Here is a 25947-nt window from a genome sequence, read left to right as displayed (position 1 = left end):
AAGGTAGAGAAGATATGTCAGGCGCCAAAGAGGTACGCACCAAAATTGCCAGCGTGAAAAGCACGCAAAAAATCACCAAGGCAATGGAAAAGGTGGCGTTTAGTAAAATGCGCAAAGCGCAGGAGCGTATGGCTCATGGTAAGCCGTATGCTGCGCGTATTCGCGGCGTAATTGGCCACATTGCAAACGCAACGCCAGAGTATAAACACCGCTATATGAGCGAGCGTGCTGTAAAGCGCGTGGGTTATATTGTGGTGTCAACGGATCGCGGTTTGTGCGGTGGTTTGAATGCCAACGAATTTAAAATGCTGATCAAATCCATGAAAGCGTGGACGGATCAAGGCGTGGCCGTTGATATCTGCACCGTCGGCAGTAAAGCACAGGCTTTCTTTCGTAGCTTTGGCGGCAATGTGGTTGCCTCAGTGCGCGATTTAGGCGATGAAGCCTCCGTGGTGGACTTGTTGGGTGGCGTCAAAGTGATGCTGGACGCGTTCGACGAAGAAAAATTGACCGCTTGTTTATCGCCTATAACCAGTTCGTCAACACAATGACGCAAGAACCAGTATTGGAGCAGTTGTTGCCGCTGCCCGAAGACGACGAGACCAAACGCATCCACAATTGGGATTACTTGTACGAGCCAGACTCGCAAGTCCTGTTAGATGGTTTGTTGACGCGTTATATCGAGTCACAGGTGTACCAAGGTTTTGTAGAAAACAAAGCATGTGAAATGGCCGCACGAATGGTTGCCATGAAGAATGCTACAGAAAATGCAGGTCAAATGATTAATGATTTGCAGTTGTTGTATAACAAGGCACGACAAGCGGCGATTACGCAGGAATTGTCGGAAATTGTTAGTGGCGCAGCAGCGGTTTAATCATCTCCATATTGCGAATTTGAAGAGGATCCAGAAATGAGTAGCGGTCGCATTGTTCAGATTATCGGTGCTGTTATCGATGTTGAGTTTCCACGCGATTCAGTGCCGCGTGTTTACGATGCATTGAAAGTGGATGGCAAAGGCCTGACGCTGGAAGTGCAGCAGCAGCTGGGTGACGGCGTGGTGCGTGCTATCGCGATGGGTTCATCTGAAGGCATTAGCCGTGGTTTGGCGGTGTCCAATACTGGCGCAGCTGTATCTGTACCGGTGGGCAAAGAAACACTGGGCCGCATCATGGATGTATTGGGCGAGCCTATCGACGAAAAAGGCCCTATCGGTGAACAAGAGCGTTGGGCGATCCACCGCAAAGCGCCGAGCTATGACGAGCAAGCTGCGAGCAATGAATTGCTGGAAACCGGCATCAAAGTTATCGACTTGGTTGCGCCATTTGCGAAAGGTGGCAAGGTTGGTCTGTTCGGTGGTGCCGGCGTAGGTAAAACCGTCAACATGATGGAATTGATTCGTAACATCGCGATTGAACACAGCGGCTACTCCGTGTTCGCGGGTGTTGGCGAGCGTACGCGTGAAGGTAACGACTTCTATCACGAAATGACCGACTCCAATGTAATCGACAAAGTATCCTTGGTGTACGGTCAGATGAACGAGCCACCAGGCAACCGTCTGCGCGTAGCCCTGACTGGCTTGACCATGGCAGAAAAATTCCGTGACGAAGGTCGCGATGTACTGTTCTTCGTGGACAACATCTATCGCTACACGCTGGCGGGTACCGAAGTATCGGCGCTGTTGGGTCGTATGCCTTCTGCGGTAGGTTATCAGCCTACATTGGCGGAAGAGATGGGTGTGTTGCAAGAGCGCATTACTTCAACCAAAACGGGTTCTATCACCTCTATCCAAGCGGTGTATGTACCAGCGGATGACTTGACGGATCCATCACCTGCGACGACTTTCTCGCATTTGGACGCCACCGTAGTATTGAGTCGTGATATCGCCGCTAAGGGTATTTACCCCGCGATTGACCCTCTCGACTCCACCAGCCGTCAGTTGGATCCGTTGGTGATCGGCCAAGAACACTACGATGTCGCGCGCGGTGTGCAAACTATTTTGCAGCGCTACAAAGAACTGAAAGACATCATTGCGATTCTCGGTATGGACGAGCTATCTGAAGAAGACAAACAAGCCGTTAGCCGTGCGCGTAAGATTGAGCGTTTCATGTCGCAGCCGTTCTTCGTGGCGGAAGTGTTCACCGGCTCACCTGGCAAGTATGTGTCGCTGAAAGACACCATTGCCGGTTTCAAAGGCATTTTGTCTGGTGAGTACGATCACCTGCCTGAGCAAGCGTTCTACATGGTGGGATCAATCGACGAGGCCATTGAAAAGGCTAAGACACTCAAGTAATTAGCGCCGGATATCCTCATGGTTATGACAGTACATTGCGATATTGTCAGCGCGGAAAAAGCAGTATTTTCCGGGTTGGTTGAACAGGTGGTTGCTCACGGATCCTTGGGTGATCTCGGTGTGCAGTACGGACACGCGCCGTTGCTGACTGCACTGAGTCCAGGTCCTGTGCGTGTGCGTAAGCAGGGCGGTGAAGAGGAGATTTTTTATGTCTCTGGTGGTTACTTGGAAGTGCAGCCAAATGTAGTGACCGTACTGGCCGATGTTGCAGTGCGCGCCGACGATGTAGATGAAGCTTCCGCGGAATCTGCGCGTCAGCAGGCAGCGCAGGTGTTTACGAACCAATCCAGCGAGTTGGATTATTCGCGCGCGGCTGCACAGTTGGCAGAGGCCGTTGCGCAAATTCGCACCATTCAACAACTGCGAAAAAAACTTGGCAAAGGTTAAGTTTCTATACGGAATGTATAGGAAGATGCGAAAAAAAGAGAGGCGACAGCAGTCGCCTTTTTTTATGGTTTAATGCGACGCAATTACACGGTAGCCACATAGGATATTCGCGCTATGCCCCTTGATATTGTCATCCTTGCCGCCGGTCAAGGTACGCGCATGAACTCGTCGTTGCCCAAAGTATTGCACCCCATCGCAGGCAAGCCGATGCTGCAGCATGTGATTGATGCTGCGCGCGTATTCGATGATGCAAAAATTCATGTAGTGGTGGGGCACGGTGCCGATCAAGTGCGCCAAGCCATCGTTGGTGATATCCATTGGGTAGAGCAAGCGCAACAACTGGGCACAGGGCATGCGGTGTTACAGGCATTACCTAAGTTGCGTAAAGACGCTACGGTGTTGGTGTTGTACGGCGATGTGCCTTTGGTTAACCCCGCAACCTTGAAGCAAATGGTGTTGGCAACATCCAATCGCGGCATGACACTACTCACTGTCGAATTAGAAAACCCATCGGGTTACGGGCGTATCGTGCGCAATGCACGGGATTCTGTGGAAAGTATTGTCGAACAAAAAGATGCCGACGAAGAGCAATTGCGTATTCGCGAAGTGAACACAGGCATCATGGCGGTAGCGGCTGCCGATCTTGCGCGCTGGTTGCCAACATTAAACAATCAAAACGCACAAGCAGAATTTTATTTGACCGATATTATTGCGATGGCCAATCGCGATGGAATAGAAATCAACACGCACACGGCGCAGAGCGAAGCAGAAGTGTTGGGCGTGAATGATCGCCACCAGCAGGCGCGGCTAGAGCGTATTTATCAAGACAAACAGGCGCGCGCTTTGATGGCGCAGGGCGTGACGCTGATGGATCCACAGCGCTTCGATTGTCGCGGGCAAATAACAGTTGGGCGCGATGTGGTGATTGATGTCAATGTGGTTTTTCACGGTGATGTCGAGCTTGGCAGCCATGTTGTTATTGAGCCCAACTGTGTCATTACGAATGCAAAAATTGGCAGTGGTTCGCGTATTAAAGCCAATACCGTGATTGAAAATGCCGTCGTGGGCGAGAGCGTGGATGTGGGGCCTTTTGCGCGCTTGCGTCCGGGAACGGTATTGAGTAACGGTGCGAAAGTTGGCAATTTTGTTGAAACCAAAAATGCAAAATTTGGCGAAGATAGCAAAGCCAATCATTTGGCGTATATCGGCGATGCGGAAATCGGCGCAGGGTGCAATATCGGTGCAGGCACGATTACCTGCAATTACGATGGCGTGAATAAACACAAAACCGTGATGGGCGATAATGTATTTGTCGGCTCCAACAGTACCTTGGTAGCGCCGTTGGCAATAGAGGCTGGCGGTTTTGTCGGTGCCGGTTCCACAGTAACCAAAACCGTGCCAGAAAATACGCTGGCTGTTGCGCGCGGACAGCAGCGCAACATCACGGGCTGGCAGCGTCCTAGTAAGAAAAAATAAACTGAATTTGAGAAGCAAATATGTGCGGAATCGTAGGGGCTATTGCCGAAAGAAATATCACCGATATTTTGGTGGAGGGTTTGACGCGCTTGGAATATCGCGGCTATGACTCCGCGGGTGTTGCGGTGTTGGAAAAAAATGGTGCCATTCGCGCCTGCAAGCGCGTAGGCAAAGTGGTCAATGTCAAACAGAGTTTGAAAGAAGATCCAATTTCCGGTGGTCTCGGTATTGCACATACACGGTGGGCGACGCACGGCAAACCGAGTGAAGCCAATGCGCATCCGCATTTTTCTGGCGATCACGGTATTGCCGTGGTGCATAACGGCATTATCGAAAATCATCAACAGTTGCGTGAGCAGTTGACAGCAAAGGGCTATCAGTTTTGCAGCCAAACCGACACAGAAACCATTGTGCATTTGATTGACGATTGCTGGAAAGCTGGCGGCGATTTGTTGTCAGCAGTGCGTTGCACGATTGCACAATTAGAAGGTGCGTATGCTCTGGCGGTTATTGCCGTGCGCGAGCCGCAAAAAATTGTCGTGGCGCGTGAAGGTAGTCCGTTGGTGGTGGGCATGGGTTACGGCGAAAATTTCGTTGCCTCCGATCCGTTAGCACTGCGCATGATTACGGATCAATTTATTTATCTCGCCGAAGGTGATGTGGCGGTTGTCACGCAGGATGCGGTAGCGGTGTGGGATAAAGAAGGCGTGCAGCAACAGCGCGCGGTGGAGAAAGTTGAAGAGCTGCACGATGTGGCGGATAAAGGCAGTTATCGCCATTTTATGCTGAAAGAAATTTTTGAACAGCCAACAGTTTTTGAGCAAACGCTACAGGGAAGAATTGCCAAAGATCATTTGGTGGAAGAATGTTTTGGTGCAGAGGCGCGCGAAAAATTAGACGCAACGAAAGCGGTGCAAATTGTGGCTTGTGGCACCAGTTATCACGCTGGCATGGTGGCGCGTTATTGGATAGAGCAATTTGCAGGCTTGCCTTGTCAGGTGGAAGTGGCCAGCGAGTTTCGCTATCGCCAGCGCAAGCCGTTGCCAAACACCTTGTTTGTGGCCATCTCGCAGTCGGGTGAAACGGCCGACACCTTGGCGGCGCTGAAAAATTTGGATCGCAGCAGTTATATCGGCAGCTTGGCTGTTTGCAATGTGGCGAATAGCGCGCTGGTGCGTGAGAGCGATTTTTCGTTGATGACTTTAGCTGGCCCGGAAATTGGCGTGGCTTCTACCAAAGCCTTTACCAGTCAGTTGGTGGCTTTGCAGTTGTTGGTACTGGCTTTGGCGCGTCGCAATCAACCGGATGCGCAACGGGAAAAAGCGTGGATAGATTCCTTGCATCAGCTGCCTGCTCTGTGTCGCGAAGTGTTGAAGCTGGATTCTGAAGTCAAAAAAATCGCCAAAGTGTTTGACGAAATTCACAGCACTTTATTTTTAGGGCGCGGCGAACAATTTCCGGTGGCGCTGGAAGGTGCGCTTAAACTGAAAGAAATTTCATATATTCATGCGGAAGCGTATCCGGCAGGTGAATTGAAACACGGCCCTCTGGCGCTGGTGGATAAACATATGCCCGTTGTGGCACTGCTGCCAGAGAACGAGCTGACCGACAAAATGATGTCGAATATTGAAGAGGTGCGTGCGCGCGGTGGGCAGATGATTGTGCTGCGCGAGCAAAATCATGTGCTGGATGAAACGGGAATTTGCTGTATTCGCTTGCCAGAGATGCCCGCCAACCTAGTGCCTATTTTGTATAGCATTCCTCTGCAGCTATTGGCATATCATGTGGCAGTGATGCGCGGCACGGATGTCGACCAGCCGCGTAATTTGGCTAAGAGTGTGACGGTGGAATAGTCGCCACACTCTATCGCGTTTAACGCCTATCGCCAGCGGTGTAATTGATTTTAAGCGCCCGCTCTTCAATGATTCGTCGAACTTCTTCACGGTCCATTGCTACGAGCGAGGGGTGTGAAGCGGCTTCAGGATGCTCGACGAAAAACTTTTCTAGTGCGATGAGGTCGCGGTAGACATCTTCTGGAAAACCTTGGCGATTTTCTCGGCCTTGCTCAACGAGCATTAACGAATCCATGTAGTTGAAGAAGGCGGGAAACCCCCACAGCTTTTTCACTTTTTCATAGATGTGCGGCAGTTTTTTTAGCGCTTCGCAGCTGTCGAGTACAGCGAGGCTGTCGGCGTGAGTCAGGGGTTTTAGTACGGGGATTTCATCAGTCATGTGGAGTCAGCCTTTGGTGGTGCTGTTGCGCAGAGTCTAGCACGCTTGCGAAAAAGTAAGTCATGTACGACATGTCCTAGATTTTCGCCGCGCCGTTCAAATTTGGTTTCAGGACGGTAGTCGGGTCGTGCACTGTATTGTGCGCCTCCTGCCATATTTGTTAATTGTGAATGTGCTGATGCTACTTCGAGCATCACTTCCGCATAAGGCTCCCAGTCCGTTGCCATGTGCAACACGCCATCTGTGCGCAGTTTTTGCACGACGAGATCGACGAAATCGGGCTGCACGATGCGGCGCTTGTGGTGGCGGCTCTTGTGCCACGGGTCTGGGAAGTAGAGCTGCACGCGAGACAAGCTGCCGTCTGCGATACAGTCATGCAACACATCAATCGCATCTGCGCAGAATATACGCAAGTTTTGCAGCTTGCGCTTGCGCGCTTCGCTCATCAAACGGCCGACACCCGGCACATGCACTTCGATACCGATAAAGTTTTGCGCTGGATTTTTTTCAGCCATTTCCAGCAGGGAATCGCCCATACCAAAGCCGATCTCTAACACCAGCTCGTTAGCAGGGCTGGGAAAAGCCTGTGTTAAGGCGGCGCTGCCTTGGTGCAGGTCGAGGCCGAAAACAGCCCAATCTTCCGCGAGCGCTTTTTCTTGCGCGGGCGTGATGCGCCCACTGCGAATGACATAGGAGCGTATGGATTTTTGCTTGAATTGCGGTTGCAGGGTGCGCATAAAAAACAGTGTCAGCGATGGATCAACCCGTCTAGCGGCGATGAGGCACTGGCGTACAGCTTGCGCGGCATGCGACCGGCGAGAAAGGCTTCGCGCCCTGCTTCCACTGCTTTTTTCATGGCGCTGGCCATCAACACCGGATTTTGTGCGTGAGCGATGGCGCTGTTCATCAACACGCCGTCGCAGCCCAATTCCATGGCAATGGCCGCATCGGAGGCCGTGCCAACGCCAGCGTCCACAATGATAGGCACCTTGGCGTTTTCCAAAATCATCATCAAGTTGTAAGGATTGCGGATGCCGAGGCCAGAGCCAATCGGCGCGCCCAGCGGCATCACCGCGCAGCAACCGATTTCTTCGAGGCGTTGGGCGACCAGTGGGTCATCGCTGGTGTACACCATCACATCAAAACCATCTTTCACTAATTCTTCGGCGGCGATCAGAGTTTCGGTGACATTGGGGAATAGCGTTTTTTGATCGCCCAACACTTCGAGCTTCACCAGTTTGTGGCCGTCCAACAGCTCGCGCGCCAGCTTGCAGGTGCGCACCGCTTCGGCGGCGGTGTAGCAGCCGGCGGTGTTGGGTAGGATGGTGTAGCGCGAGGGCGGCACCACATCCAGCAAGTTCGGCTCGTTGGGATTCTGGCCGATGTTGGTGCGGCGCACGGCTACCGTAATCATCTCGGCACCAGAAGCCTCGGTAGCTGCCGCCGTTTCGGTGAGGTCTTTGTATTTGCCGCTGCCGACGATCAGGCGCGAGCGATAGGTTTTACCGGCGATTACCAGTGGTTTGTCTTGCGTGCTCATGTTTAGCCTCCGCCGATGGCATGTACAATTTCCACGCAGTCACCGTTGTGTAAAACGGTGCTGGCGTGCGCGCTGCGTGGCACGATGGTTTGGTTGATTTCGATAGCGATGCGTTTGCCAGTCAAGCCCAATTGTTCGATCAACTGCGTGATAGTGGCTTGATCTGCCACGGCGGTGGTTTCACCGTTCACAACAATCTGCACGCTTACTGCCCTTTGAAATTGGCGTAAGCCAAGCAGCCCCACGCCGCCAGCCACAGCACGCCGCCGATAGGGGTGATGGCGCCCAGCCAGCGGATGCCGCTCAAACTCAGCGCGTAGAGACTGCCGCTAAATAACACAATGCCAGCGGCAAACAGCCAGCCGCTTGCGGTGAGCGCTCGGGTATTGAACCCCTGCGCCATCAAAACGCCCACGCCAAACAGCGCCAGTGTGTGCCAGAACTGGTACTGCACAGCGGTGTGCCAAACGGCGAGCAAATCCGCGGGCAGGCGGTCTTTCAAACCATGCGCGCCAAAGGCGCCGAGGGCGACGGCGAGAAAGCCACTCAGCGCAGCAAGAACCAGGAAGGGTGATGGGGGGAGCATGAAAAATCCGTGCAAATGTCAGCGCTGCGCATTGTAGCAGCTTGAAGCTATTGGACTTTGCTAGGTGCTTTATTAAGGGCGGCGCTATTCTGGTTTACATAACCACCTAAGTGTTGACATTTGTCAACACTTATCCCTATGCTGTACTCACTAGAGCAAGGAATGCGACCGTGAAGAAACATCCCAATAAATATATCAGGGAGGCATTGGAATATGCAGAAGCGAATGGCTGGAATATTGTTGAGGCTGGGAAGTCAGCGCATGCGTTTTGTCGTCTTCGCTGTCAGGCAGGGCACACGGAACACATGATGAGTGTGTGGAGTACGCCGCGTAATCCTGAAAATCACGCAAAGCAAATTTTGCGAAAAATCAATCAATGCAACGGGGAGTGAGAAAATGAACACCTATCATTTCACCATTGTTGTCCGCGACGCACGGGCAGATATGGCAGATTTGGAAGACAAGCTGTTTGAAGCAGGCTGTGATGACGCGTTGGTGTGCAGTTATAACCAGTCGGTGTATCTGGAGTTTGACCGTGAAGCCGACAGCGCGGAAGTAGCCATTAAAACAGCACTGGCAGATATTCGTGCCGCTGGTTTCAGCCAGTTGGTTGTGCAAGAGACTGGTGTGGCAAGTTTGGCGGAGATGGCTGAACGAGCAGGTATTACCCGTGCTGCTCTATCGCTGTATGCAAAAAACAAACGCGGTGATGGCAGTTTCCCGTCGCCGGTGTACGGCTTGTCGTCAGGGTCGGCACTGTACCCTTGGCCGGAAGTGGCAGCATGGCTGTACAAGCAGGGCAAGCTGCCGCAAGCGCAGTATGAAGTGGCTCGCACTACCCTTTAGCGGCGCTTTTTTAGCAATGGGATTGTTTTTTTTCAATCAGCAGGCGGCAATTCCACACCTTCAATATTGTCGATGACCGTTTCAGGTTTGCATGTCAGTGTCGCGGCATGTTTCCCAGCAATTTCGACATTGATGCCGGATGTTATTTCCTGCTCTATTTTGTCCACGGAACTGAATACTTCGTACACCGTGTTTCCGTTGGGAATTTGCACGTTGTAACTCATGTATCTGCCCATGCCGTCCCACTGGTGAGTGGATGCCGCAGCGCGGGGAATGGCCAACACCATTTCAGGCGGCGCCCCTTTTTTTCCGAAGCTGTACTTGATGGTGGAACCCGCATCACACACTTCCACGGTTTTGCCTTTTGTGGTCGTGCAGGAAAAAATGACTTTCGATGCGCAGGTAGATTCTGCAAAAGCTGAACAGGAAAGCACTGCAAACATTGCGCTGATGACTGCGATAGACGAGTTTTTCATGGGTTTTACCTCACCATGCCGTTATAAAACATGCTGGCATTTCCATCTTTTTTAATGGTCAATTTGTTGCCTTCTGCCAACATCAGTAGCGCAGCAACAAAAAATGTGCAGTTTTTTGTCTTCAGTAATAATTTCATATTTCATTTTCCTTTTTTGATTTTTTTATTGTTTTGTTTTCTTTGCTTGTGTGTGTTTCTTTTTCTCCTTTTGTTTAGTGATGTTTTTTTGTGCTATCGGATGCCCCCATTCCCCTCAACCACCACGCCAATTGCGGCGTATCGGCAACAGTGGCGGTGACTTCAAGTCTGCCATCCGGTAATTCTTTTATTACTTGATCTTTACTCAATTTTGATTCGTACAAATGCTCGCCAGCTTCTTTGCTGAAAATCACCTTCAGTTTTTTTATGCTGCCATCACCAAAACCGAGGCCGCCTTTGGTGAGGTAATCATCAAGGTTGAAGTCTTTGGGTTTGCGTGCTTTTTCATCACGCAGCCACGCTTTTTTGAAGCGGTGCATAGCAAATAAACGGATGGCATCGGTAGCCTGGCCGCTGCTTAAACTTTTGCCGACGGCGATGAGGTAAAGCACGGTGCCGCGCTGCACGATGGCGAGTGGATCAAGCTCAAGGTTGAGCGCTTTTTTCTTGGTGCGGCTGTCATACAGCGCGTCGATGCGGCGCTCTTTGAGCACGGCTTCCTGAATGGTTTGCAGGGCTTCAGCATCAACGGTGGGTGGAATGAGCGGCTGCGTGGGCGGGACGATGCGCACTTTGTCTGTCCAGCGGTGCGCTGGTGAAACGCCTTGCTTCATCTGCTGACGGGCGTTATCAAACCACGGGTGCAGTTCTTTCAGCACGCTGGTGGGCATCAACAGCTTCAGGTGTTGCTCCACCATCATAAAAGTGAGCGCTTGGCTGCTGGTCATATGCGGGAGCTGGGTGGCGGGCGCATCGCTTTTCCAGCGCCAACCCTGCGGTGAAAGACCGTTGGATTCCAGTGGGAAGAATTCGGCCATGGCAACGAGATCACGCTGAATGGTGCGCAGGTTCACATCAATGCCTTCCTGCTGCAGCACCTGCTGCAATTCGGCCGTGCCAGCCCAGCGACCACGCGGCAGGTTTTGTAGCATGAGCCATTGGCGATAGGTGGCGGAGATGGTGCTGCTGCCCAAGATGACCTCTGTGTTGGTTTGTTGTTTTTATCTGCGCTCCATTATTACCTGTCAAATCGTGCGCTGACCAGTCCTCCTAGTGTTGCGCGACAGCCTGCGTCGCCCAAAGTATTCCTCGCCGTTCCAGCACAGCAGGCACAGCTATGCTGCAAATGCGGGTGCGTTATTGATGCACTTTTACACAAGAGGGAAATACCATGAGTACATCAGATGAATTACGAAAAGAAAGAGCAAAAGAAAGAGCCAACATGCAAGCCAAAATGGCTGCCTGCCAAAGGCGTGCGCGCTTTATGGCTTGCCTAGCAAACACTAAAGTCCAGTGGGATGAATTATTGGATGAAGAAAAGGCAAATATTTTGGGTGAGCAGGTTGTTATACGAGATGCAGAAGGAAAAACTTCTCACTTTAGTGCAGCAGAGTTGCTGGATGGCTTGAAGAGTTTGGGTATTGATGTGCCGTGGGCGGATGGAGAAAACCGCCTGGAAAAACCTCGTAAAAAGGATGCCGCTGAAGATGAAAACGATGATGAAGAAATGTTGAAGCTGGCGGATGAGGCTGATCTATCAGGATCAATTCAAGAAGAAGTTATCGAAACCGATCTGGAAGAGCTGGAGAAAATCGCAGAGGCAACTGCTGCTGTTTTTGAGGAAACTGATGTTGCTTTGAAGGATGCATCTGCTCGTTTGGAAGCGCTGCTGAAACAAGAGGAACATCAAGATGAGCCATCTGTTTGGCCAAAATGGCTCGGCGTTGCTGCAGGCGTGGCGTGTGCCGGTTTGGCTGTGAACTGGATGCGCAAATAACAGTCATCGACAAAAAAGAGAAATTTCATGCCATTTCCCGGTTCAAGGCCTGTAAAAACCGTGTGTACCCAATGCCACTATTCCGGCATTGCCTGCATGGAGGGTGATGTGTTTTTTACACCGCATTGCCCGCGTTGCGGGGCGGAGATAGGTACCAAACCGCTGGATAATCCTTTATTGCGTTTGCTGGTAAAAAACATCCCTCCGCCTTTGCGGAGACGATTGAATCAGCGGTATTGGTAGCTTTTTCGTATGCAACAAACCTCGCTATTTGGTGATGACGAACACCCTGATCAAACACAGGCCAGTGCAGATGAAGTACTGCACTGGATGGAGCTGATGACCTCAAAAAAAGAATGGGAAGAAAATGACTGGAGAGAGTTTTGTTCTGTGTTTGGTAAATACATTCATATCATAAGAGCCACTCCAGCGGGTGAAGCCAGAATCAGAGAAATTTGTGACAAGCTGCAAAAACGCTTGGAAAGCGAAGATGAGTGTTTTGATAAAAGCTAAGTGTTTATTTATTCATAATTTTTTTGTAGGCAGTCACACTATTGCCTCCTGTATTTCTTCAGCTGCCCATGTGCCAACGGCTGTGGTGAGGGATGTCCAGAACACGGAAGCGGCAGCATCTGCCACTTCATCCTGCTTGCAAATCACGGCCACGACGCAGGTACACAAGCTGGCCATGGCATACCCAGCCCAACTTGCCGATAACAGCGCGTAACGGCTTATTGATGACAAGCGCGACACTGCCTGTCGCCTGAGTGCGGCTTGTCGCAATAGCGCCACCTTCGCTCTGCCTAGGGAGGCATCTGGGTACTGTGATGCTGCCGGAATGGTAGAATGCCCGCCCTTTTCCGTTTCGTTAAAGCCTTCAGAGGAGTCCGTTGTGGATCTCGATTTCAGCGAAGAACAAGTGATGCTGCGCGATACCGCGCGCGGTATTTGTGAAGAATTGTCGCCGTCCGCCGTGGTGCGCGAAATGGAGCGCGATGAGGCGGGCTACTCCGCACCGTTCTGGCAGCAGTTGGCCGAGCTGGGCATCACCAGTTTGGGGATTCCTGAGGCGCACGGCGGCATGGCGTGGGGCGCGCTGGAAATGGCGATTGTGTACGAGGAGTTTGGCCGTTCGCTCGCACCCAGCCCGCATTGGGCGAGCTGTGTGTTGTCTGCCAAGTTGTTGGAGTTGGCCGGCACGGCGCAACAACAGGAAAGCTTTTTGTCTGGCATCGCCAGCGGTGAGGCCATCATCGTGCCTGCGCATTTAGAGCCGAAAAACGGTTTTGGTGCGGAAGGTGTACAGATGCGCGCTGTGAAACAAGGCGATGGCTATGTGTTGAACGGTACAAAAATCATGGTGCCGTTTGCGGCATCCGCTACGCGCTTGCTGGTGTTGGCGCGCGCTGGTGAAGGTGTGCAGGATGTGATCGGTGTGTTGGTGGATCCGAAAGCCTCTGGTGTGACATTGACGCGCGAGCGCAATCACGCTGACGACACGCTGTTTCAAGTCGATTTCAATAATGTTGCCGTCAATGCCGCTGATGTGTTGAACGCGGCAGGTTTCTGGGCTGCGTGGGAAAACGCGATGACGCATTCCATTGTTGCATTGGCAGCGCGCTCGATTGGCGCAGCAGAAGCCATTCACGCAATGACGGTGGATTACGCCAAACAGCGCGTGCAATTTGGCAAACCTATCGGTTCTTTCCAAGCGATTGCGCATTACCTCGCGGATTTAATTGTGAAAATCGAAGGCGCAAAAGTGCTGGTGTATCAGGCAGCGTGGGCGATAGACAACGGCAAGCCGTATGAGAAATTAGCGCTGCAAGCCAAGCTGCAAGCTTGCAATGTGTTGCGCGATGCCTCGGCCACCGGCGTGCAAGTGCACGGCGGTTTTGGTTTTACTTCTGAAGGCGATCCGCAGTTGTTTTTCCGTCGCGCCAAACACTGGCAGTTGACCAACTGGGACAGCGCGTATCTCGAAAAGCGTATTGCCGCATTGATTCTCGATGCGGCGTGATGGAGTCAATGTGATGAAACTTCTCGAAGGTAAAGCGGCAGTTGTCACCGGCAGCGGTCGCGGTGTGGGTCGCGGACATTGCCTGCATTTGGCAAAAAACGGCGCGAAAGTGGTCGTCAATGACATTCTGTTAGAAGAAGCGCAAAAAGTTGCTGATGAAATCAAAGCGGCTGGTGGCGAAGCCATTGCCAGCAATGCGGATATCGGTTCGCGCGCGGGCTGTGAATCGCTCATTCAACAGTGCGTCGATGCATTTGGCAGTATCGATATTGCGATCAACAACGCAGGCATTGTGCGCGATAAAACCATGCTGAAATTGGAAGACGCGGATTTTGATATTGTGTGGCGCATTCATGTCATGGGTACATTTTGGATTGCGCAAGCGGCAGCCAAAAAAATGATTGAGCAGGGTCGCGGCGGCTCCATCATCAACACCACTTCTGGCGCGCATTTTGGCAGCTTCGGTCAAACCAATTATTCCGCCGCCAAAGGTGCGATTGCGTCCATGACTTACACTTGGTCGATGGAATTGGCAAAACACGGCATTCGCGTCAATGCGATCGGTCCTTTGGCGACGACGCATATGTCAGCGACTTTTTCTGATGCGGACAAAATGCCATTTTTCCCGCCAGAAAATAACGGTCCCATTGTGTGCTGGTTGTGCAGCGACGAAGCGAGTTATGTTTCTGGACAAATTTTTGGCACCGGCGGCGATCGCATTTCGCACATGGTGCAACCGCATTACGGCAAAACATTGATTAAACCGGGCGGTTGGGAAATCGACGATATTCGTCAACATTTCAAACAACACATGCCGCCAGAGTTTGGCGCTTTCGGCATGCTCGGCAAACCTTATCCATTTCATGCGGGCGTCAAACCGCCGGTGAAGGAGTGATGCAAATGGCTGGTATTGTTTCTTACGGCGCGTACATTCCGCGCATGCGTTTGCCGCTGTCGGTAATCGCCGGTAAAGCGCCGAAAGACGGCGGGCCTGAAAAAGCCGTGGCGTGGATGGATGAAGACAGCGTGACGATGGCTGTGGCTGCGGCACAAAATTGTTTGCAGGGTTTTGATCGCTCGCGTGTGGATGCTGTGTTGTTTGCCACGACCACTTACGCGTTTGCAGAAAAACAGGGCGCGGCGATTATTGCCAAAGCACTGAACTTGAAAGGTGATGTGCGCACGGCGGATATTTCACACAGCACGCGCGCAGGCACCATCGCACTGCAGTCAGCCATTGATGCGGTAAAAGCAGGCAGCGCGCAGCGCGTGTTGGTAATTGCTGCTGATTGTCGCATGGGCGCGCCCGGTTCTGGTTTTGAAACGAATACTGGCGATGCTGCTGCTGCGTTTTTGATTGGAGCAGAAGGCGCAATCGCCGCGTTGGATTGTGCGTGTGCGCACACCACAGAAATTATTGATATTTGGCGCAAGCAGGGCGATCGCTTTGCGCACAGTTGGGAAGATCGTTTCGTTAATGTGCACGGCTATATCGAAAATACGGTAGCCGCGATCAAAGGTTTATCGGCAAAAAGCGGCGTGGCGTTGAGTGCAATCAACAAAGCCGTGTTGTATGCGCCGGAAGCGCGCTCGCTCGGTGAAATGAGCAAAGCGGCGGGCATTGCGAAAGAGCAGATCCAAGAACCTTTGTTTGGTAAAGTTGGCAATGCAGGCGCTGCGTTTGCACCGCTGTTGTTGATTGCTGCATTGGAACAAGCGAAAGCCGGTGAAAAAATTCTCGTCGCTAATTACGGTGACGGTGCCGAAGCCTTGTTGTTCACAGTCAATGGTGCGCGCGTAAAAGCAGAAGCGTATCGCAGCGTGAATGATTTATTGGTGCGCCGCAAAGTGGTGGATGCTTACGGCAAATACATGAAAGCGCGCGGTTTGACGATCACGGAATATCCAGAAGTGGACGATCAAGGCATTTCTGCCACGGTGCATTTTCGTGAGCGCGATGAAGATTTGTCTTTGGAAGGTCAGCAGTGCACACACTGCGGCACGCATCAATTTCCGAAAGGGCGCGTGTGCGTGCGCTGTCACAGCAAAGATCAGTGGACGCCCGCTTGCTACAGCGATTTAAGCGGCAAAGTGGTGACCTACACTTTGGATGCGTTTTTCCCTCGCCAGAGCCGCCAACGGCTGTCGGTATCGTGGAAGTGGTGAATGCGGATGGCACGGCTGGTCCGCGCATTCACATGCAAATTGGTGAGATTTCTGCCAAAGAAATCGCCGTGGATTTGCCCGTGGAATTTACTTTTCGCTGTATCCATCGCGTGGGTTTGCGCCCGAATTATTTCTGGAAATGTACGCCGGTTGTTTCAGTAAGCGCTGAAGGAGTTGCCGCATGAGTATCAAAGATAAAGTGGCGATAGTCGGCGTCGGTTGCTGCAAGTTCGGTGAGAACTGGGATAAATCCGAAGAAGATATGATTGTCGAAGCGGCGTACGAAGCGTATGCCGATGCGGGTATTACCGAGCCAGCTAAACAAATCGACGCGATTTATTGCGGCTCGCTGTACACCAAAAATGGCCCGGTGGAAGTCAGTGAAGCACTCAAGTTATACAAACCCCTCACGGCGGTTTCCAACTACTGCGCCACCGGCACAGAAGCCTTCCGCGCTGGCGTGATGGCAATTGCAGCCGGCGTGTATGACACCGTGTTGGTAGTGGGTTATGACAAACCGAAGGATCGCGGCGTGTCTGGCCCTAGCGTGAATATCAAAGGCGTGCGCGATTTGCCGGCGACACCCGCGGGTTGGTTTGCCATGTGCGCCGCGCCGTATTTCAAAAAGTTTGGCGCAGGTCGTGAAGACTTAGCGAAAATTGCGGTGAAAAATCACTACAACGGCACGCTGTCACCAAAATCATTTTTGAAAAAAATCATCACCGAAGAAGATGCGCTGAACGGCCGCATGATTTCTTGGCCATTTGGTTTATATGATTGCGCCGCGCAATCCGATGGTGCGGCGGTGGCGGTGATTACTAAAGCATCACTGGCAAAAAATTTCCGCGATGATCCCGTGTATGTAAAAGCGGTGGCGAGTGGCTCGGCGGCGAATCCGCACACGGACCCCGACCACGACTTTTTGCGCTGGAAGCCGACAGAAAATGCCGCGGCGGAAGCGTATAAAATTGCCGGCATCAGTAATCCGTTCAAAGAAATCCACATTGCCCAAGTGCATGATTGCTTTACTTTAACGGAACTGCTCGCCTACGAAGATTTGGGTTTTATTCCCAAAGGTTCAGCGAAAGAACATATCGCCAACGGCACCTTTACCTTGAAAGGCGAATTGCCGGTGAATACTGACGGTGGTTTGAAAACCTTTGGTCATCCCACCGGCGCCACCGGCGTGCGCATGATTGTAGAAAATGTGTTGCAGTTGCAGGGGCGTGCGGATAAACGCCAGTTGTCTCTGCACAACGGCAAGCAACCGACGATGGCCTTGACGCACAATATCGGTGGCTTCCCGACAGGTTGTGCAGTAAGCATTATCGGCATCGACAAATAAACCCAGTGAGGTGTTGCACGATGAACGCAAGGATGTGTAAAAAACTGCTGGCAATATCGCTGATATTGCTGGCAGGTTGTGTGGCGAAAGAAAAACCACAACAGCGCGCCGCACCAGAAAAATTTGTGTTAACGCTGAATGCGCAAGAAATGCAGCACATGTGCACTTCGCCCATTTATTTAAGTGATCTCACCAAAAGTTTTAGTTTGCCTTTGGGAGGCGATGATCGCAGCGTGGCACTGGGCGAATTATTGGATCAAGCTGTGCAAAAAGTGTTTTGGAAAGAAACGCGCCCTGCGGTTGCTGGGTCTGTCCCGCCGGTAGTGACATTGGGATTTGATGGTGGAACTGGCGCGTATCGCGATAGCACACTGTATGTTCGTATCAGTCTGCAATTTCAAGTTTTTAAACCGAACGGGCAATCGTATCTGGATGTTGCTGTCGGTGAAGCCTCGTCATCTTCTGAGAGTGATGCTGTGGTGGTAAATGCGGCACTGCAACAGGCCTTGGGGCGTTTGGCGGGTGTATTGCGCAGCGCGGGTATTTGTCGCGCTATGCGTTAAAAAATAATGTGATGAAAACTAAAACAGGTTTTTGCTATGAAGTTTGAAACAGTGTCATATGAGGTTGCCGATGGCGTTGCCGTAATCACACTAAATCGCCCGCAACAACGCAATGCGGTGAATTCCGTGATGAGTTGCGAGTTGTCGCAAGTGTGGCAACATTTCAATCAAGATAAATCAGCGGTGGTTGCCATCTTGACCGGCGCCGGTGATAAGGCTTTGTGCACAGGTGCGGATTTAGCGGACTTGCCAGAAACCGATGGTGAAGTGGATGAGCAAGGTCGCAAATTTGGCACGCTCGCTTCCATCAAATGGACATCGCTGCAAAATCGCATTTGGAAGCCGGTAATTTGCGCTGTGAATGGCATGGTGGTTGGCGGTGGTTTACATTTTGTTGCAGATTCCGATATTGTGATTGCAGCAGATACTGCAACATTTTTTGATACGCATGTGAAAGTCGGTTTGGTTGCCGGTTTGGAGCCGGTGAGCTTGGTGCGCAAAATGCCGTTTGATGCGGTGATGCGCATGGCTTTGACCGGTGGTAACGAGCGCATGAATGCACAGCGCGCGTATGAGTTGGGCATGATCAGTGAAGTGGTACCCGCTGCAGAATTGATGCAGCGCGCACACGCACTGGCAGATTTAATTAAAACCAATTCTCCTGTTGCTTTAGCGCGCAGCAAAAAAGCGATTTGGGAAGCGAAAGAAATGGGGCTGCACGCGGCATTGGAAAATGCGTGGAGCTACATCATGACGCAAAACACGCACCCTGATATTGCGGAAGGCGGTAAAGCATTTATGGAGCGTAGAAATCCGCAGTGGCTGCCGTATGCAGGCGAATGTGACGATTGATCTGTAATGACAGAGCGCGCGTTGTCTGATGATGCTTTTTGTGTGGTGTTGGCAACAGCCAGCAATCACGAAGAAGCCCAGCGTTTAGCGCGAGCGTTGGTCGAAAGTCGTTTGGCTGCGTGCGTGCAGCTGTCGCCCATCAACAGTGTTTATCGTTGGGAAGGTGAAGTGCAGCAGGCGAGTGAAGTGTTGATGTTGATCAAAACATCACGCGCCCATTTTGCCAGCATGGAGCGCTTGATTACGGCATTGCACAGTTACAGTGTGCCGGAAATTATTCAGTTACCTATTGAGCGGGGCGCTGAGAATTATTTGCAGTGGTTGGCAAGCGAACTGCTTGATAAAGAATCATTAACTTGAGGTAAGAGAAATGTCAGATCCAATCATCATCATCGGCACGGGTTTATCGGGTTACACCTTGGGTAAGGAGTTTCGTCGTCATGATAAAGAAACCCCGTTAATGTTTATTACCGCCGATGACGGTCGCAATTACTCCAAGCCGATGATTTCCACGGGCTTTGCCAAGAAAAAAACTGCGGATGAGTTGGCGGTGGCAGATGCGGGTGCGATGGCAGAGCAGCTGCAGGCATCAATTCGCACTTTTGCGAAAGTGACAGCGATTGATCCGGCTAATCACGAAATCAGTTTGGGTGATGAAAAATTGCGTTACAGCAAATTGGTGATTGCCTGGGGCGCTGAGTGCATTAGCGCACCCTTGCAAGGCGATGGTTTGGATTTGGTGTATTCCGTTAATGACTTGCTGGATTACGCTGCTTTTCAAAAAGCAGTCGCTGGCAAGAAAAAAGTATTGATCATTGGCGCGGGCTTAATCGGCAGTGAATACGCAAATGATTTGGCTGTGGGTGGTTTTGAAGTGGAGGCTGTGGATCCGTTATCTGGTCCACTCGGTGCTTTGATGCCGCCGAAAGCCTCTGCTGCTGTGCAGCGCGCGTTGGAGCGTGAATGCAAAGTGAACTATCACTTTGGTACGGTGGTAGAAACCATCGACAAAAAAGAGGGCGGCATTGTTGCTACGCTGGCAAACGGCAACAAAATAGAAGCAGATGTGGTGTTGTCGGCGGTGGGTATGCGTCCGCGCATTGGTTTGGCGCGTCAGTCCGGCATTGCGGTGAATCGCGGCATCACCGTGAATCGGTATTTGGAAACTTCTGTGCCGGATGTATACGCGATGGGTGATTGCGCAGAGGTGGAAGGTCATGTGCGTTTTTATGTGTTGCCGTTGATGGCTTGCGCGCGCACCTTGGCAAAGACCTTGGCAGGCGAGCGCACCGCCGTGGTGTATGGCCCTATGCCTGTTGGTGTAAAAGTCACGGTCTGCCCGATTCAGTTGTCGCCGCCATTGCACGGTGCTGTGGGTGAATGGCATGAAGAAGTGGATGGCGACAATGTGTGTTCATTGTTCCGCAGTCCTGAGGGTGATTTGTTGGGTTTTGCATTAACTGGAAAATGCACCGAGCAAAAAACGGAATTGGCAAAACAGTTGCCGGCCATACTCGCCTAGCGCGTATTTTCTTGCAGTAAACACAAGGCAGTCTTGTATTCAAGACTGCCTTTTTTATGGCTGTCTGTCGATAATGTAGCCTGTTTTGCAGGGTGGCTACATGAATACAATCGAACAACAAATTGCACAAAAAATTGCTAAAGAATTATTGGTGCGTGCGGAGCAAGTGGTAGCAGCCGTGCAGTTGCTGAATGAAGGTGCAACAGTGCCTTTTATTGCGCGCTATCGCAAAGAAATTACCGGCGCTCTGGATGACACACAGTTGCGCACACTGGAAGAGCGTCTGGTGTATTTGCGTGAACTGGAAGATCGTCGCAAGACCGTGCTTGCCAGTATTGCAGAGCAGGGCAAGCTCACGCCGGAATTGGAAAAAGATATTGTTGCTGCCGATACTAAAAATCGTTTGGAAGATTTGTATTTGCCCTACAAACCCAAACGGCGCACCAAAGCGCAAATGGCGCGTGAAGCGGGCTTGGAACCACTGGCGCTGGTGTTGTTAGAAAACCCAACGCTGAATCCCTCTGCAGAGGCGGAGAAATATATCAACGCTGAACATGCTGTGAATGATGCACAAGCGGCGTTAGATGGCGCTAAACAAATTCTGATGGAGCGTTTCAGCGAAGACGCAAAACTGGTAGGCGATTTGCGTGAATATCTCACTGAACACGGCTTGGTGAAATCGCAAGTGGTGGATGGCAAACAAGCAGAAGGTGAAAAGTTTCGCGATTATTTTGATTTCAGCGAGAAAGTGAGTGTGATGCCATCGCATCGCGCACTGGCGGTATTTCGCGGGCGCAAAGAAGGTGTGTTAACGGCGGCACTGACGCTGCCAGAAGAGCTGACAACGCCTGATCATGTGTGTGAACGCCGTATTGCGGCACACGCCGGTATACGCAATGAAGGTCGCGCTGCTGATACCTGGTTGGCAGAAGTGGTGCGTTGGACTTGGCGCATCAAATTGCTGACGCATTTGGAAACCGATTTGCTTGGTCAGTTGCGCGAGCGCGCTGAGGAAGAGGCTATTCGCGTATTTGCCAGCAATCTCAAAGACTTATTGCTGGCAGCGCCCGCTGGGCAAAAAGTCACCCTAGGTCTGGATCCAGGTTTGCGCACGGGTGTGAAAGTGGCATTGGTGGATAACACCGGCAAAGTGTTGCAGCACGGTGCGATTTTTCCGCATCCACCACAAAATAAAATTGCAGAAGCCGAGAAAATTCTGCTGGCTTTGTGCAAGCAGTACAGCGTGGATTTAATCAGCATAGGCAATGGCACAGCCTCGCGTGAAACAGAAAAATTTGTCGGCGATGTGTTAAAAAAACACGAGGAGCTGACAGCCAAAAAAGTGGTGGTGAGTGAAGCGGGGGCTTCGGTGTACTCCGCTTCAGAATTGGCAGCCAAAGAATTTCCGGATTTGGATGTCACGATTCGTGGTGCGGTGTCGATTGCACGCCGCTTGCAAGACCCACTCGCAGAGTTGGTAAAAATTGATCCTAAGTCCATCGGTGTTGGTCAGTATCAACATGATGTGAACCAAATGCAGTTGGCGCGCACACTGGATGCCGTGGTGGAAGACTGCGTGAATGGTGTGGGTGTGGATGTGAATACCGCATCGGTGGCGCTGCTGAAACGCGTGTCTGGCCTCAACCAAACACTGGCGACAAATATTGTGGAGTTTCGCGACAAAAATGGTGTCTTTCGTAGCCGCGAAGCTTTAAAAGCTGTACCGCGCATGGGCGATAAAACCTTTGAGCAGTCCGCCGGTTTTTTACGCATTAACGATGGTGAAAATCCGCTGGATAAATCGGCGGTGCATCCAGAGTCTTACGCTGTAGTGCAGCGCATCGCAGAGAAAAACAATCGCAGCGTGGGAAGTTTGATCGGTGACAGTGCGTTTTTGCGCGGCTTACAGGCAAAAGATTATAGCTGTGAACATTTTGGTTTGCTGACGGTGCAAGACATTATTCGTGAATTGGATAAGCCGGGTCGCGATCCACGCCCTGAATTTAAAACAGCTAGCTTTCGCGATGGCATCGAAAAAATATCAGATTTACAAACGGGCATGGTGTTGGAAGGTGTGGTCACTAATGTTGCGAATTTTGGTGCGTTTGTGGATGTGGGTGTGCATCAAGACGGTTTAGTGCATATCTCTGCCATCACCAATAAATTTATTAAAGACCCGCGCGAAGTGGTGAAAGCCGGCGATATCGTAAAAGTAAAAGTGTTAGAAGTTGATGCCGCCAGAAAACGCATCGCGCTCACCATGCGCTTGGATGATGAAATTGCTGCCAAAGCCGATGGCGGAAAAACGCCCAAGGTGGATCGCAAAACCAGCGAGCGTTACATGGGGGGCGGTCAGCCCAAACAGGCGACTGCTACCGGTTCCATGGGCGACTTACTGCGCAAAGCCATGGAGCAAAAAAACGCGCGTTAAAAAATATTTTTCTAGCCATCTTGTAGCCCTGCCACACACACTGCTAGTGTAAAGGCGCGTATTCATTGCATGCTCCAGGAGGGCATTATGCGCACACTCATTGGTATGGCACTGGCAGTATTTTTTTTGGCAAGTTGTTCTTTTTACGAAACGGATTATCGGCATGGCCGAGGCTATTCCAGCAATAGTGGCTATGTCGTAGGCGGAAGTTATGGCGGCAATAGTGGCGGCGGCCATTATTCTGCAGGCGGTAGTTATTATTCCAACAGCGGAAACGGCGGTTACTCCGATGGCGGTAGTTACTACGATGGTGGTGGCACAACGGTTTACGCCACCAACAATTACAACTACTACTATCCGTTTGGAAATATGTATTACCCGCGCGATCGTATCTGGGTTATTTACAACTACGGCGGCTGTGATTACTACAGCTATCGCGGTTACTGCTATCGCTACCGCGATGATTACGACCGTGTGATCATTTGGGATCGTCAGCACGGCTACAACGATCATTGGTATAGCAAGCGCCAAGATTGGTGTCGCAGAAATAACTGCTACCACGACGATATTGTGCGCGATGGCAAGGGGCGTCCTATCAAGCCAGAGCATGTCGAACGCGATGGCATGCAGCGTGCGACACCACAAGCAACGCCACGCACCGCCTATCCTGTCTATAACACCAATAGCGATCGTGCGTCGCGCGGCGATCGGTATGACCGAAACAGCGACGGCAGCCGTGATCGCGGTGGTCACAGCCGTGACACCTCGTCCAGTGAGCGTCAGCCCGTAGAGCGTTATGCTCCCGCGCCGGTATACCGCAGTAACGAACGCGACACGCAAAGTAATACCCGCGTTGATCGTTCGCGAAACGAATCGCAGCCGCCGGTGATTCGACAGCAGCAGCGTCCGGTGTTTATGCCGCGCAATGAGAACAGTGGTTGGGGCGGCTCGACAGGTGGTCGAGCCAGTGAAACACCTAGCCGCAGTGGTCAGATGCCGCGCGGCGAGCCGTCCAGCTCACGCAGCGGCGGCTACGAGCAAGCCGTGCCGTCTCGCTCTAGCGGTGGTATTAGAAGCCATGATGGTGGAGGCAGTGAGCGCGCACGCGATGGTGGTGGTCGGCAGCGCCAAGGGAATGCTCGCGGTGGCGTGGTAGAAGAGCGGTAAGCGCTATTGGCACTGTAAAAAAACACAGGTCAAGCTGGAACAGTGCAAGATTCCCCGTAGAATAGCCACCTTCTACGGGGGATCGCATGAGTTCTGCACCATCAAACAACAGCTATAACGCCGATGCTATTGAGGTTTTGACCGGCCTTGATCCGGTGCGCAAACGTCCAGGTATGTACACCGACACCACGCGCCCGAACCACCTCGCGCAAGAAATTATCGATAACTCGGTGGATGAAGCTCTCGCCGGTCACGCCAAGCAAATCGATGTGATTCTGCACAAGGACGGCTCGCTGTCTTGCGCGGATGACGGTCGCGGCATGCCGGTGGATTTGCACCCCGAGCAGAAAAAGCCAGGCGTGGAAGTCATCCTCACTACGCTGCACGCCGGCGGTAAGTTCTCTAACAAAAACTACCAATTTTCTGGCGGCTTACACGGCGTGGGTGTGTCGGTGGTGAACGCGCTATCGACCGACTTGGAAGTGTTGATCAAACGCGACGGCCAGAAATACCGCATGACCTTCAAAGACGGCAACCGCGCCAGCGATTTAGAAGTGCTCGACGCTGTGCCGAAAAAACAAACCGGCACTACAGTGCGCTTTTATCCCGATGCACAGTATTTTGATTCTGTGAACTTTTCTGTGCCGCGCTTGCGCCATGTATTGCGCGCCAAAGCAGTGCTTTGCCCCGGTTTGCGCGTGACGTTTTTGGAAGAAAAAACCGGTGAGCGCGATGAGTGGTTTTATGAAGACGGCCTGAAAGATTATCTCGCCTCCGCTTGTGCGGGTTGGGAATTGCTGCCCGCCGAGCCGTTTGTCGGCAGTTTTACCGGCACCACCGAGGCGGTGGATTGGGCGGTATTGTGGCTGCCGGAAGGCGGTGAATTGTTGGCGGAATCTTATGTCAATTTAATTCCTACGCCGCAGGGCGGTACGCATGTGAACGGCTTGCGCACCGGTTTGCTGGAAGCCTTGCGCGAGTTCTGTGAGTTCCGCAATTTATTGCCGCGTGGCATCAAACTCGCGCCGGAAGATTTGTGGGATCGCTGCGCGTATGTGCTGTCATCGAAGTTGGCGGACCCACAATTTTCTGGTCAAACCAAAGAGCGTTTGTCTTCGCGTGAAGCGGCGGCGTTTGTTTCTGGTGTGGCAAAAGATGCGTTCAGTTTGTGGTTGAATCAACACATAGAAGATGCAGAAAAACTTGCGCAATTTTGTATCAGCAATGCCGGTAAACGCTTACGCGCCGGCAAAAAGATCGAGCGCAAGAAAATCACATCCGGCCCCGCGCTGCCAGGGAAATTGGCGGATTGTTCCGGCAGTGATGTCACACGCGGTGAATTGTTTTTGGTGGAAGGGGATTCAGCCGGCGGCTCGGCTAAACAGGCGCGCGATCGCGAGTATCAGGCCATCATGCCGCTGCGCGGAAAAATTTTGAACGCGTGGGAAGTGGATGTGAATGAAGTGCTGGGCAGTGCGGAAATTCACGATATTTCTGTGGCAGTCGGCGTTGATCCCGGCTCGGAAGATGTGAGCGGTTTGCGCTATCACAAAATTTGTATTTTGGCGGATGCGGATTCCGACGGTGCGCACATCGCCACCTTGCTGTGTGCTTTATTTTTGCGCCATTTTCGTCCGCTGGTGAAAGCGGGGCATGTGTATGTGGCGATGCCGCCGCTGTATCGCATCGACATCGGCAAAGATGTGTATTACGCATTGGATGAAAGTGAAAAGCAGGGCGTGCTGGATCGCATTGCCGCCGAAAACAAACGCGGCAAACCCAATGTGCAGCGCTTCAAAGGTTTGGGCGAAATGAACCCGATGCAGTTGCGCGAAACGGTGATGAACCCCGACACGCGCCGCTTGGTGCAATTAACGATAGAAGCCGCAGATAACGCCGACGAAATGATGGACATGCTGCTCGCCAAAAAGCGCGCCAGCGATCGCAAAGAGTGGCTGGAAAGCAAAGGAAATTTGGCGGAAGTGGGTTAAAGAAGGCGTGCTTTGAAGAAGAT

General features: G+C 51.9%; 27 protein-coding genes and 1 pseudogene. 20 read left to right on the top strand and 8 right to left on the bottom strand.

The features are described from left to right. Positions 1-14 precede the first annotated feature (14 nt). The 5 genes and pseudogenes from atpG to glmS all read left to right on the top strand — a co-directional run bounded on the left by atpG (position 15) and on the right by glmS (position 6066). Positions 15-874: pseudogene (gene atpG, locus IPK30_02995) on the top strand (F0F1 ATP synthase subunit gamma). A 36-nt stretch (positions 875-910) separates the two neighbouring features. Next, a complete protein-coding gene (atpD, locus tag IPK30_02990; protein MBK8102281.1) occupies positions 911-2290 on the top strand; it encodes a F0F1 ATP synthase subunit beta in 1380 nt (459 codons plus the stop codon). 18 nt (positions 2291-2308) lie between these two features. After that, positions 2309-2737: a F0F1 ATP synthase subunit epsilon gene (locus tag IPK30_02985; protein MBK8102280.1), complete on the top strand. Its 429-nt coding sequence runs from the start codon at positions 2309-2311 to the stop codon at positions 2735-2737. A gap of 114 nt (positions 2738-2851) precedes the next feature. Beyond that, positions 2852-4213, top strand: a complete 1362-nt coding sequence (gene glmU / locus IPK30_02980) for a bifunctional UDP-N-acetylglucosamine diphosphorylase/glucosamine-1-phosphate N-acetyltransferase GlmU (protein MBK8102279.1) — start codon at positions 2852-2854, stop codon at positions 4211-4213. Between the two features lie 20 nt (positions 4214-4233). Further along, the gene (gene glmS / locus IPK30_02975) at positions 4234-6066 is read left to right on the top strand and encodes a glutamine--fructose-6-phosphate transaminase (isomerizing) (GenBank protein ID MBK8102278.1); all 1833 of its coding nucleotides are present in this window, start codon (positions 4234-4236) and stop codon (positions 6064-6066) included. Between the two features lie 19 nt (positions 6067-6085). On the opposite strand, the gene IPK30_02970 is transcribed toward glmS, so the two are convergent. Genes IPK30_02970 through IPK30_02950 form a run of 5 tightly spaced genes read right to left on the bottom strand, consistent with a single transcriptional unit; the run spans position 6086 to position 8571 of the window. Continuing rightward, complete coding sequence (locus IPK30_02970; GenBank protein MBK8102277.1) at positions 6086-6445, bottom strand: hypothetical protein; 360 nt, start codon at positions 6443-6445, stop codon at positions 6086-6088. Continuing rightward, positions 6442-7182, bottom strand: coding sequence for a tRNA (guanosine(46)-N7)-methyltransferase TrmB (trmB, locus tag IPK30_02965; protein MBK8102276.1), 741 nt, complete (start codon positions 7180-7182; stop codon positions 6442-6444). Before trmB ends, IPK30_02970 begins: the two co-directional genes overlap by 4 nt. 11 nt (positions 7183-7193) lie before the next feature. Beyond that, complete coding sequence (locus IPK30_02960) at positions 7194-7985, bottom strand: thiazole synthase (protein ID MBK8102275.1); 792 nt, start codon at positions 7983-7985, stop codon at positions 7194-7196. A 2-nt stretch (positions 7986-7987) separates the two neighbouring features. Next, the gene (gene thiS, locus IPK30_02955; protein MBK8102274.1) at positions 7988-8188 is read right to left on the bottom strand and encodes a sulfur carrier protein ThiS; all 201 of its coding nucleotides are present in this window, start codon (positions 8186-8188) and stop codon (positions 7988-7990) included. 2 nt (positions 8189-8190) lie between these two features. After that, positions 8191-8571 carry a DUF423 domain-containing protein gene (locus IPK30_02950; protein ID MBK8102273.1) on the bottom strand — a complete coding sequence of 127 codons (381 nt, stop codon included), beginning with the start codon at positions 8569-8571 and terminating at the stop codon, positions 8191-8193. A gap of 396 nt (positions 8572-8967) precedes the next feature. Between IPK30_02950 and IPK30_02945 the strand changes: the two genes are divergently transcribed. Further along, positions 8968-9417, top strand: a complete 450-nt coding sequence (locus IPK30_02945; GenBank protein MBK8102272.1) for an XRE family transcriptional regulator — start codon at positions 8968-8970, stop codon at positions 9415-9417. 32 nt (positions 9418-9449) lie between these two features. Here the strand turns inward: IPK30_02945 and IPK30_02940 are convergent, their stop codons facing one another. Both IPK30_02940 and IPK30_02935 read right to left on the bottom strand, forming a co-directional pair. Beyond that, a complete protein-coding gene (locus IPK30_02940) occupies positions 9450-9893 on the bottom strand; it encodes a hypothetical protein (GenBank protein ID MBK8102271.1) in 444 nt (147 codons plus the stop codon). 211 nt (positions 9894-10104) lie between these two features. Continuing rightward, a complete protein-coding gene (locus IPK30_02935; GenBank protein MBK8102270.1) occupies positions 10105-11064 on the bottom strand; it encodes a WYL domain-containing protein in 960 nt (319 codons plus the stop codon). Positions 11065-11261: 197 nt separating this feature from the next. Between IPK30_02935 and IPK30_02930 the strand changes: the two genes are divergently transcribed. Both IPK30_02930 and IPK30_02925 read left to right on the top strand, forming a co-directional pair. Further along, positions 11262-11867 carry a hypothetical protein gene (locus IPK30_02930; protein MBK8102269.1) on the top strand — a complete coding sequence of 202 codons (606 nt, stop codon included), beginning with the start codon at positions 11262-11264 and terminating at the stop codon, positions 11865-11867. Positions 11868-12119: 252 nt separating this feature from the next. Next, positions 12120-12380 (top strand): hypothetical protein, encoded by a 261-nt coding sequence (locus IPK30_02925; protein MBK8102268.1) that lies wholly within the window; start codon positions 12120-12122, stop codon positions 12378-12380. A 33-nt stretch (positions 12381-12413) separates the two neighbouring features. Here IPK30_02925 and IPK30_02920 read toward each other — a convergent pair whose 3' ends face one another. Further along, positions 12414-12659 carry a hypothetical protein gene (locus IPK30_02920; GenBank protein ID MBK8102267.1) on the bottom strand — a complete coding sequence of 82 codons (246 nt, stop codon included), beginning with the start codon at positions 12657-12659 and terminating at the stop codon, positions 12414-12416. Between the two features lie 100 nt (positions 12660-12759). Between IPK30_02920 and IPK30_02915 the strand changes: the two genes are divergently transcribed. From IPK30_02915 to parE, 12 genes are all read left to right on the top strand, one after another. Further along, the gene (locus tag IPK30_02915) at positions 12760-13887 is read left to right on the top strand and encodes an acyl-CoA/acyl-ACP dehydrogenase (protein MBK8102266.1); all 1128 of its coding nucleotides are present in this window, start codon (positions 12760-12762) and stop codon (positions 13885-13887) included. Between the two features lie 13 nt (positions 13888-13900). Beyond that, on the top strand, positions 13901-14782 hold the full coding sequence (locus IPK30_02910) for an SDR family NAD(P)-dependent oxidoreductase (GenBank protein MBK8102265.1): 882 nt from the start codon (positions 13901-13903) through the stop codon (positions 14780-14782). A gap of 5 nt (positions 14783-14787) precedes the next feature. Continuing rightward, positions 14788-16053: a 3-hydroxy-3-methylglutaryl CoA synthase gene (locus IPK30_02905; protein MBK8102264.1), complete on the top strand. Its 1266-nt coding sequence runs from the start codon at positions 14788-14790 to the stop codon at positions 16051-16053. Beyond that, positions 16041-16238, top strand: a complete 198-nt coding sequence (locus tag IPK30_02900; protein MBK8102263.1) for a hypothetical protein — start codon at positions 16041-16043, stop codon at positions 16236-16238. The genes IPK30_02905 and IPK30_02900 overlap by 13 nt, the downstream gene beginning before the upstream one ends. Then, complete coding sequence (locus IPK30_02895) at positions 16235-17398, top strand: acetyl-CoA acetyltransferase (protein MBK8102262.1); 1164 nt, start codon at positions 16235-16237, stop codon at positions 17396-17398. The genes IPK30_02900 and IPK30_02895 overlap by 4 nt, the downstream gene beginning before the upstream one ends. 20 nt (positions 17399-17418) lie before the next feature. Beyond that, the gene (locus IPK30_02890; GenBank protein MBK8102261.1) at positions 17419-17961 is read left to right on the top strand and encodes a hypothetical protein; all 543 of its coding nucleotides are present in this window, start codon (positions 17419-17421) and stop codon (positions 17959-17961) included. Between the two features lie 36 nt (positions 17962-17997). Next, entirely contained in the window at positions 17998-18813 is an 816-nt protein-coding gene (locus IPK30_02885; protein MBK8102260.1) for an enoyl-CoA hydratase/isomerase family protein, read from the top strand. A 6-nt stretch (positions 18814-18819) separates the two neighbouring features. Then, positions 18820-19173: a divalent-cation tolerance protein CutA gene (locus IPK30_02880; protein MBK8102259.1), complete on the top strand. Its 354-nt coding sequence runs from the start codon at positions 18820-18822 to the stop codon at positions 19171-19173. Between the two features lie 10 nt (positions 19174-19183). Then, a complete protein-coding gene (locus tag IPK30_02875; GenBank protein ID MBK8102258.1) occupies positions 19184-20335 on the top strand; it encodes an FAD-dependent oxidoreductase in 1152 nt (383 codons plus the stop codon). A 100-nt stretch (positions 20336-20435) separates the two neighbouring features. Continuing rightward, positions 20436-22766 (top strand): RNA-binding transcriptional accessory protein, encoded by a 2331-nt coding sequence (locus tag IPK30_02870; GenBank protein MBK8102257.1) that lies wholly within the window; start codon positions 20436-20438, stop codon positions 22764-22766. Positions 22767-22853: 87 nt separating this feature from the next. Further along, positions 22854-23933 (top strand): hypothetical protein, encoded by a 1080-nt coding sequence (locus tag IPK30_02865; protein ID MBK8102256.1) that lies wholly within the window; start codon positions 22854-22856, stop codon positions 23931-23933. Between the two features lie 86 nt (positions 23934-24019). Continuing rightward, positions 24020-25924 (top strand): DNA topoisomerase IV subunit B, encoded by a 1905-nt coding sequence (parE, locus tag IPK30_02860; protein ID MBK8102255.1) that lies wholly within the window; start codon positions 24020-24022, stop codon positions 25922-25924. Positions 25925-25947 lie beyond the last annotated feature (23 nt).

The organism is Cellvibrionales bacterium, assembly GCA_016713115.1.
Taxonomy (GTDB): Bacteria; Pseudomonadota; Gammaproteobacteria; order Pseudomonadales; family UBA7239; genus UBA7239.
This window is presented reverse-complemented; position numbering and strand designations above follow the sequence as displayed.

Excerpts from the sequence above, each read along its gene's own strand:
- atpD (MBK8102281.1), top strand. The coding sequence starts at position 911 with ATGAGTAGCGGTCGCATTGTTCAGATTATCGGTGCTGTTATCGATGTT.
- IPK30_02985 (MBK8102280.1), top strand. The coding sequence starts at position 2,309 with ATGGTTATGACAGTACATTGCGATATTGTCAGCGCGGAAAAAGCAGTA.
- glmU (MBK8102279.1), top strand. The coding sequence starts at position 2,852 with ATGCCCCTTGATATTGTCATCCTTGCCGCCGGTCAAGGTACGCGCATG.
- glmS (MBK8102278.1), top strand. The coding sequence starts at position 4,234 with ATGTGCGGAATCGTAGGGGCTATTGCCGAAAGAAATATCACCGATATT.
- IPK30_02970 (MBK8102277.1), bottom strand. The coding sequence starts at position 6,445 with ATGACTGATGAAATCCCCGTACTAAAACCCCTGACTCACGCCGACAGC.
- trmB (MBK8102276.1), bottom strand. The coding sequence starts at position 7,182 with ATGCGCACCCTGCAACCGCAATTCAAGCAAAAATCCATACGCTCCTAT.
- IPK30_02960 (MBK8102275.1), bottom strand. The coding sequence starts at position 7,985 with ATGAGCACGCAAGACAAACCACTGGTAATCGCCGGTAAAACCTATCGC.
- IPK30_02950 (MBK8102273.1), bottom strand. The coding sequence starts at position 8,571 with ATGCTCCCCCCATCACCCTTCCTGGTTCTTGCTGCGCTGAGTGGCTTT.
- IPK30_02945 (MBK8102272.1), top strand. The coding sequence starts at position 8,968 with ATGAACACCTATCATTTCACCATTGTTGTCCGCGACGCACGGGCAGAT.
- IPK30_02940 (MBK8102271.1), bottom strand. The coding sequence starts at position 9,893 with ATGAAAAACTCGTCTATCGCAGTCATCAGCGCAATGTTTGCAGTGCTT.
- IPK30_02930 (MBK8102269.1), top strand. The coding sequence starts at position 11,262 with ATGAGTACATCAGATGAATTACGAAAAGAAAGAGCAAAAGAAAGAGCC.
- IPK30_02925 (MBK8102268.1), top strand. The coding sequence starts at position 12,120 with ATGCAACAAACCTCGCTATTTGGTGATGACGAACACCCTGATCAAACA.
- IPK30_02910 (MBK8102265.1), top strand. The coding sequence starts at position 13,901 with ATGAAACTTCTCGAAGGTAAAGCGGCAGTTGTCACCGGCAGCGGTCGC.
- IPK30_02905 (MBK8102264.1), top strand. The coding sequence starts at position 14,788 with ATGGCTGGTATTGTTTCTTACGGCGCGTACATTCCGCGCATGCGTTTG.
- IPK30_02895 (MBK8102262.1), top strand. The coding sequence starts at position 16,235 with ATGAGTATCAAAGATAAAGTGGCGATAGTCGGCGTCGGTTGCTGCAAG.
- IPK30_02890 (MBK8102261.1), top strand. The coding sequence starts at position 17,419 with ATGAACGCAAGGATGTGTAAAAAACTGCTGGCAATATCGCTGATATTG.
- IPK30_02885 (MBK8102260.1), top strand. The coding sequence starts at position 17,998 with ATGAAGTTTGAAACAGTGTCATATGAGGTTGCCGATGGCGTTGCCGTA.
- IPK30_02880 (MBK8102259.1), top strand. The coding sequence starts at position 18,820 with ATGACAGAGCGCGCGTTGTCTGATGATGCTTTTTGTGTGGTGTTGGCA.
- IPK30_02875 (MBK8102258.1), top strand. The coding sequence starts at position 19,184 with ATGTCAGATCCAATCATCATCATCGGCACGGGTTTATCGGGTTACACC.
- IPK30_02870 (MBK8102257.1), top strand. The coding sequence starts at position 20,436 with ATGAATACAATCGAACAACAAATTGCACAAAAAATTGCTAAAGAATTA.
- IPK30_02865 (MBK8102256.1), top strand. The coding sequence starts at position 22,854 with ATGCGCACACTCATTGGTATGGCACTGGCAGTATTTTTTTTGGCAAGT.
- parE (MBK8102255.1), top strand. The coding sequence starts at position 24,020 with ATGAGTTCTGCACCATCAAACAACAGCTATAACGCCGATGCTATTGAG.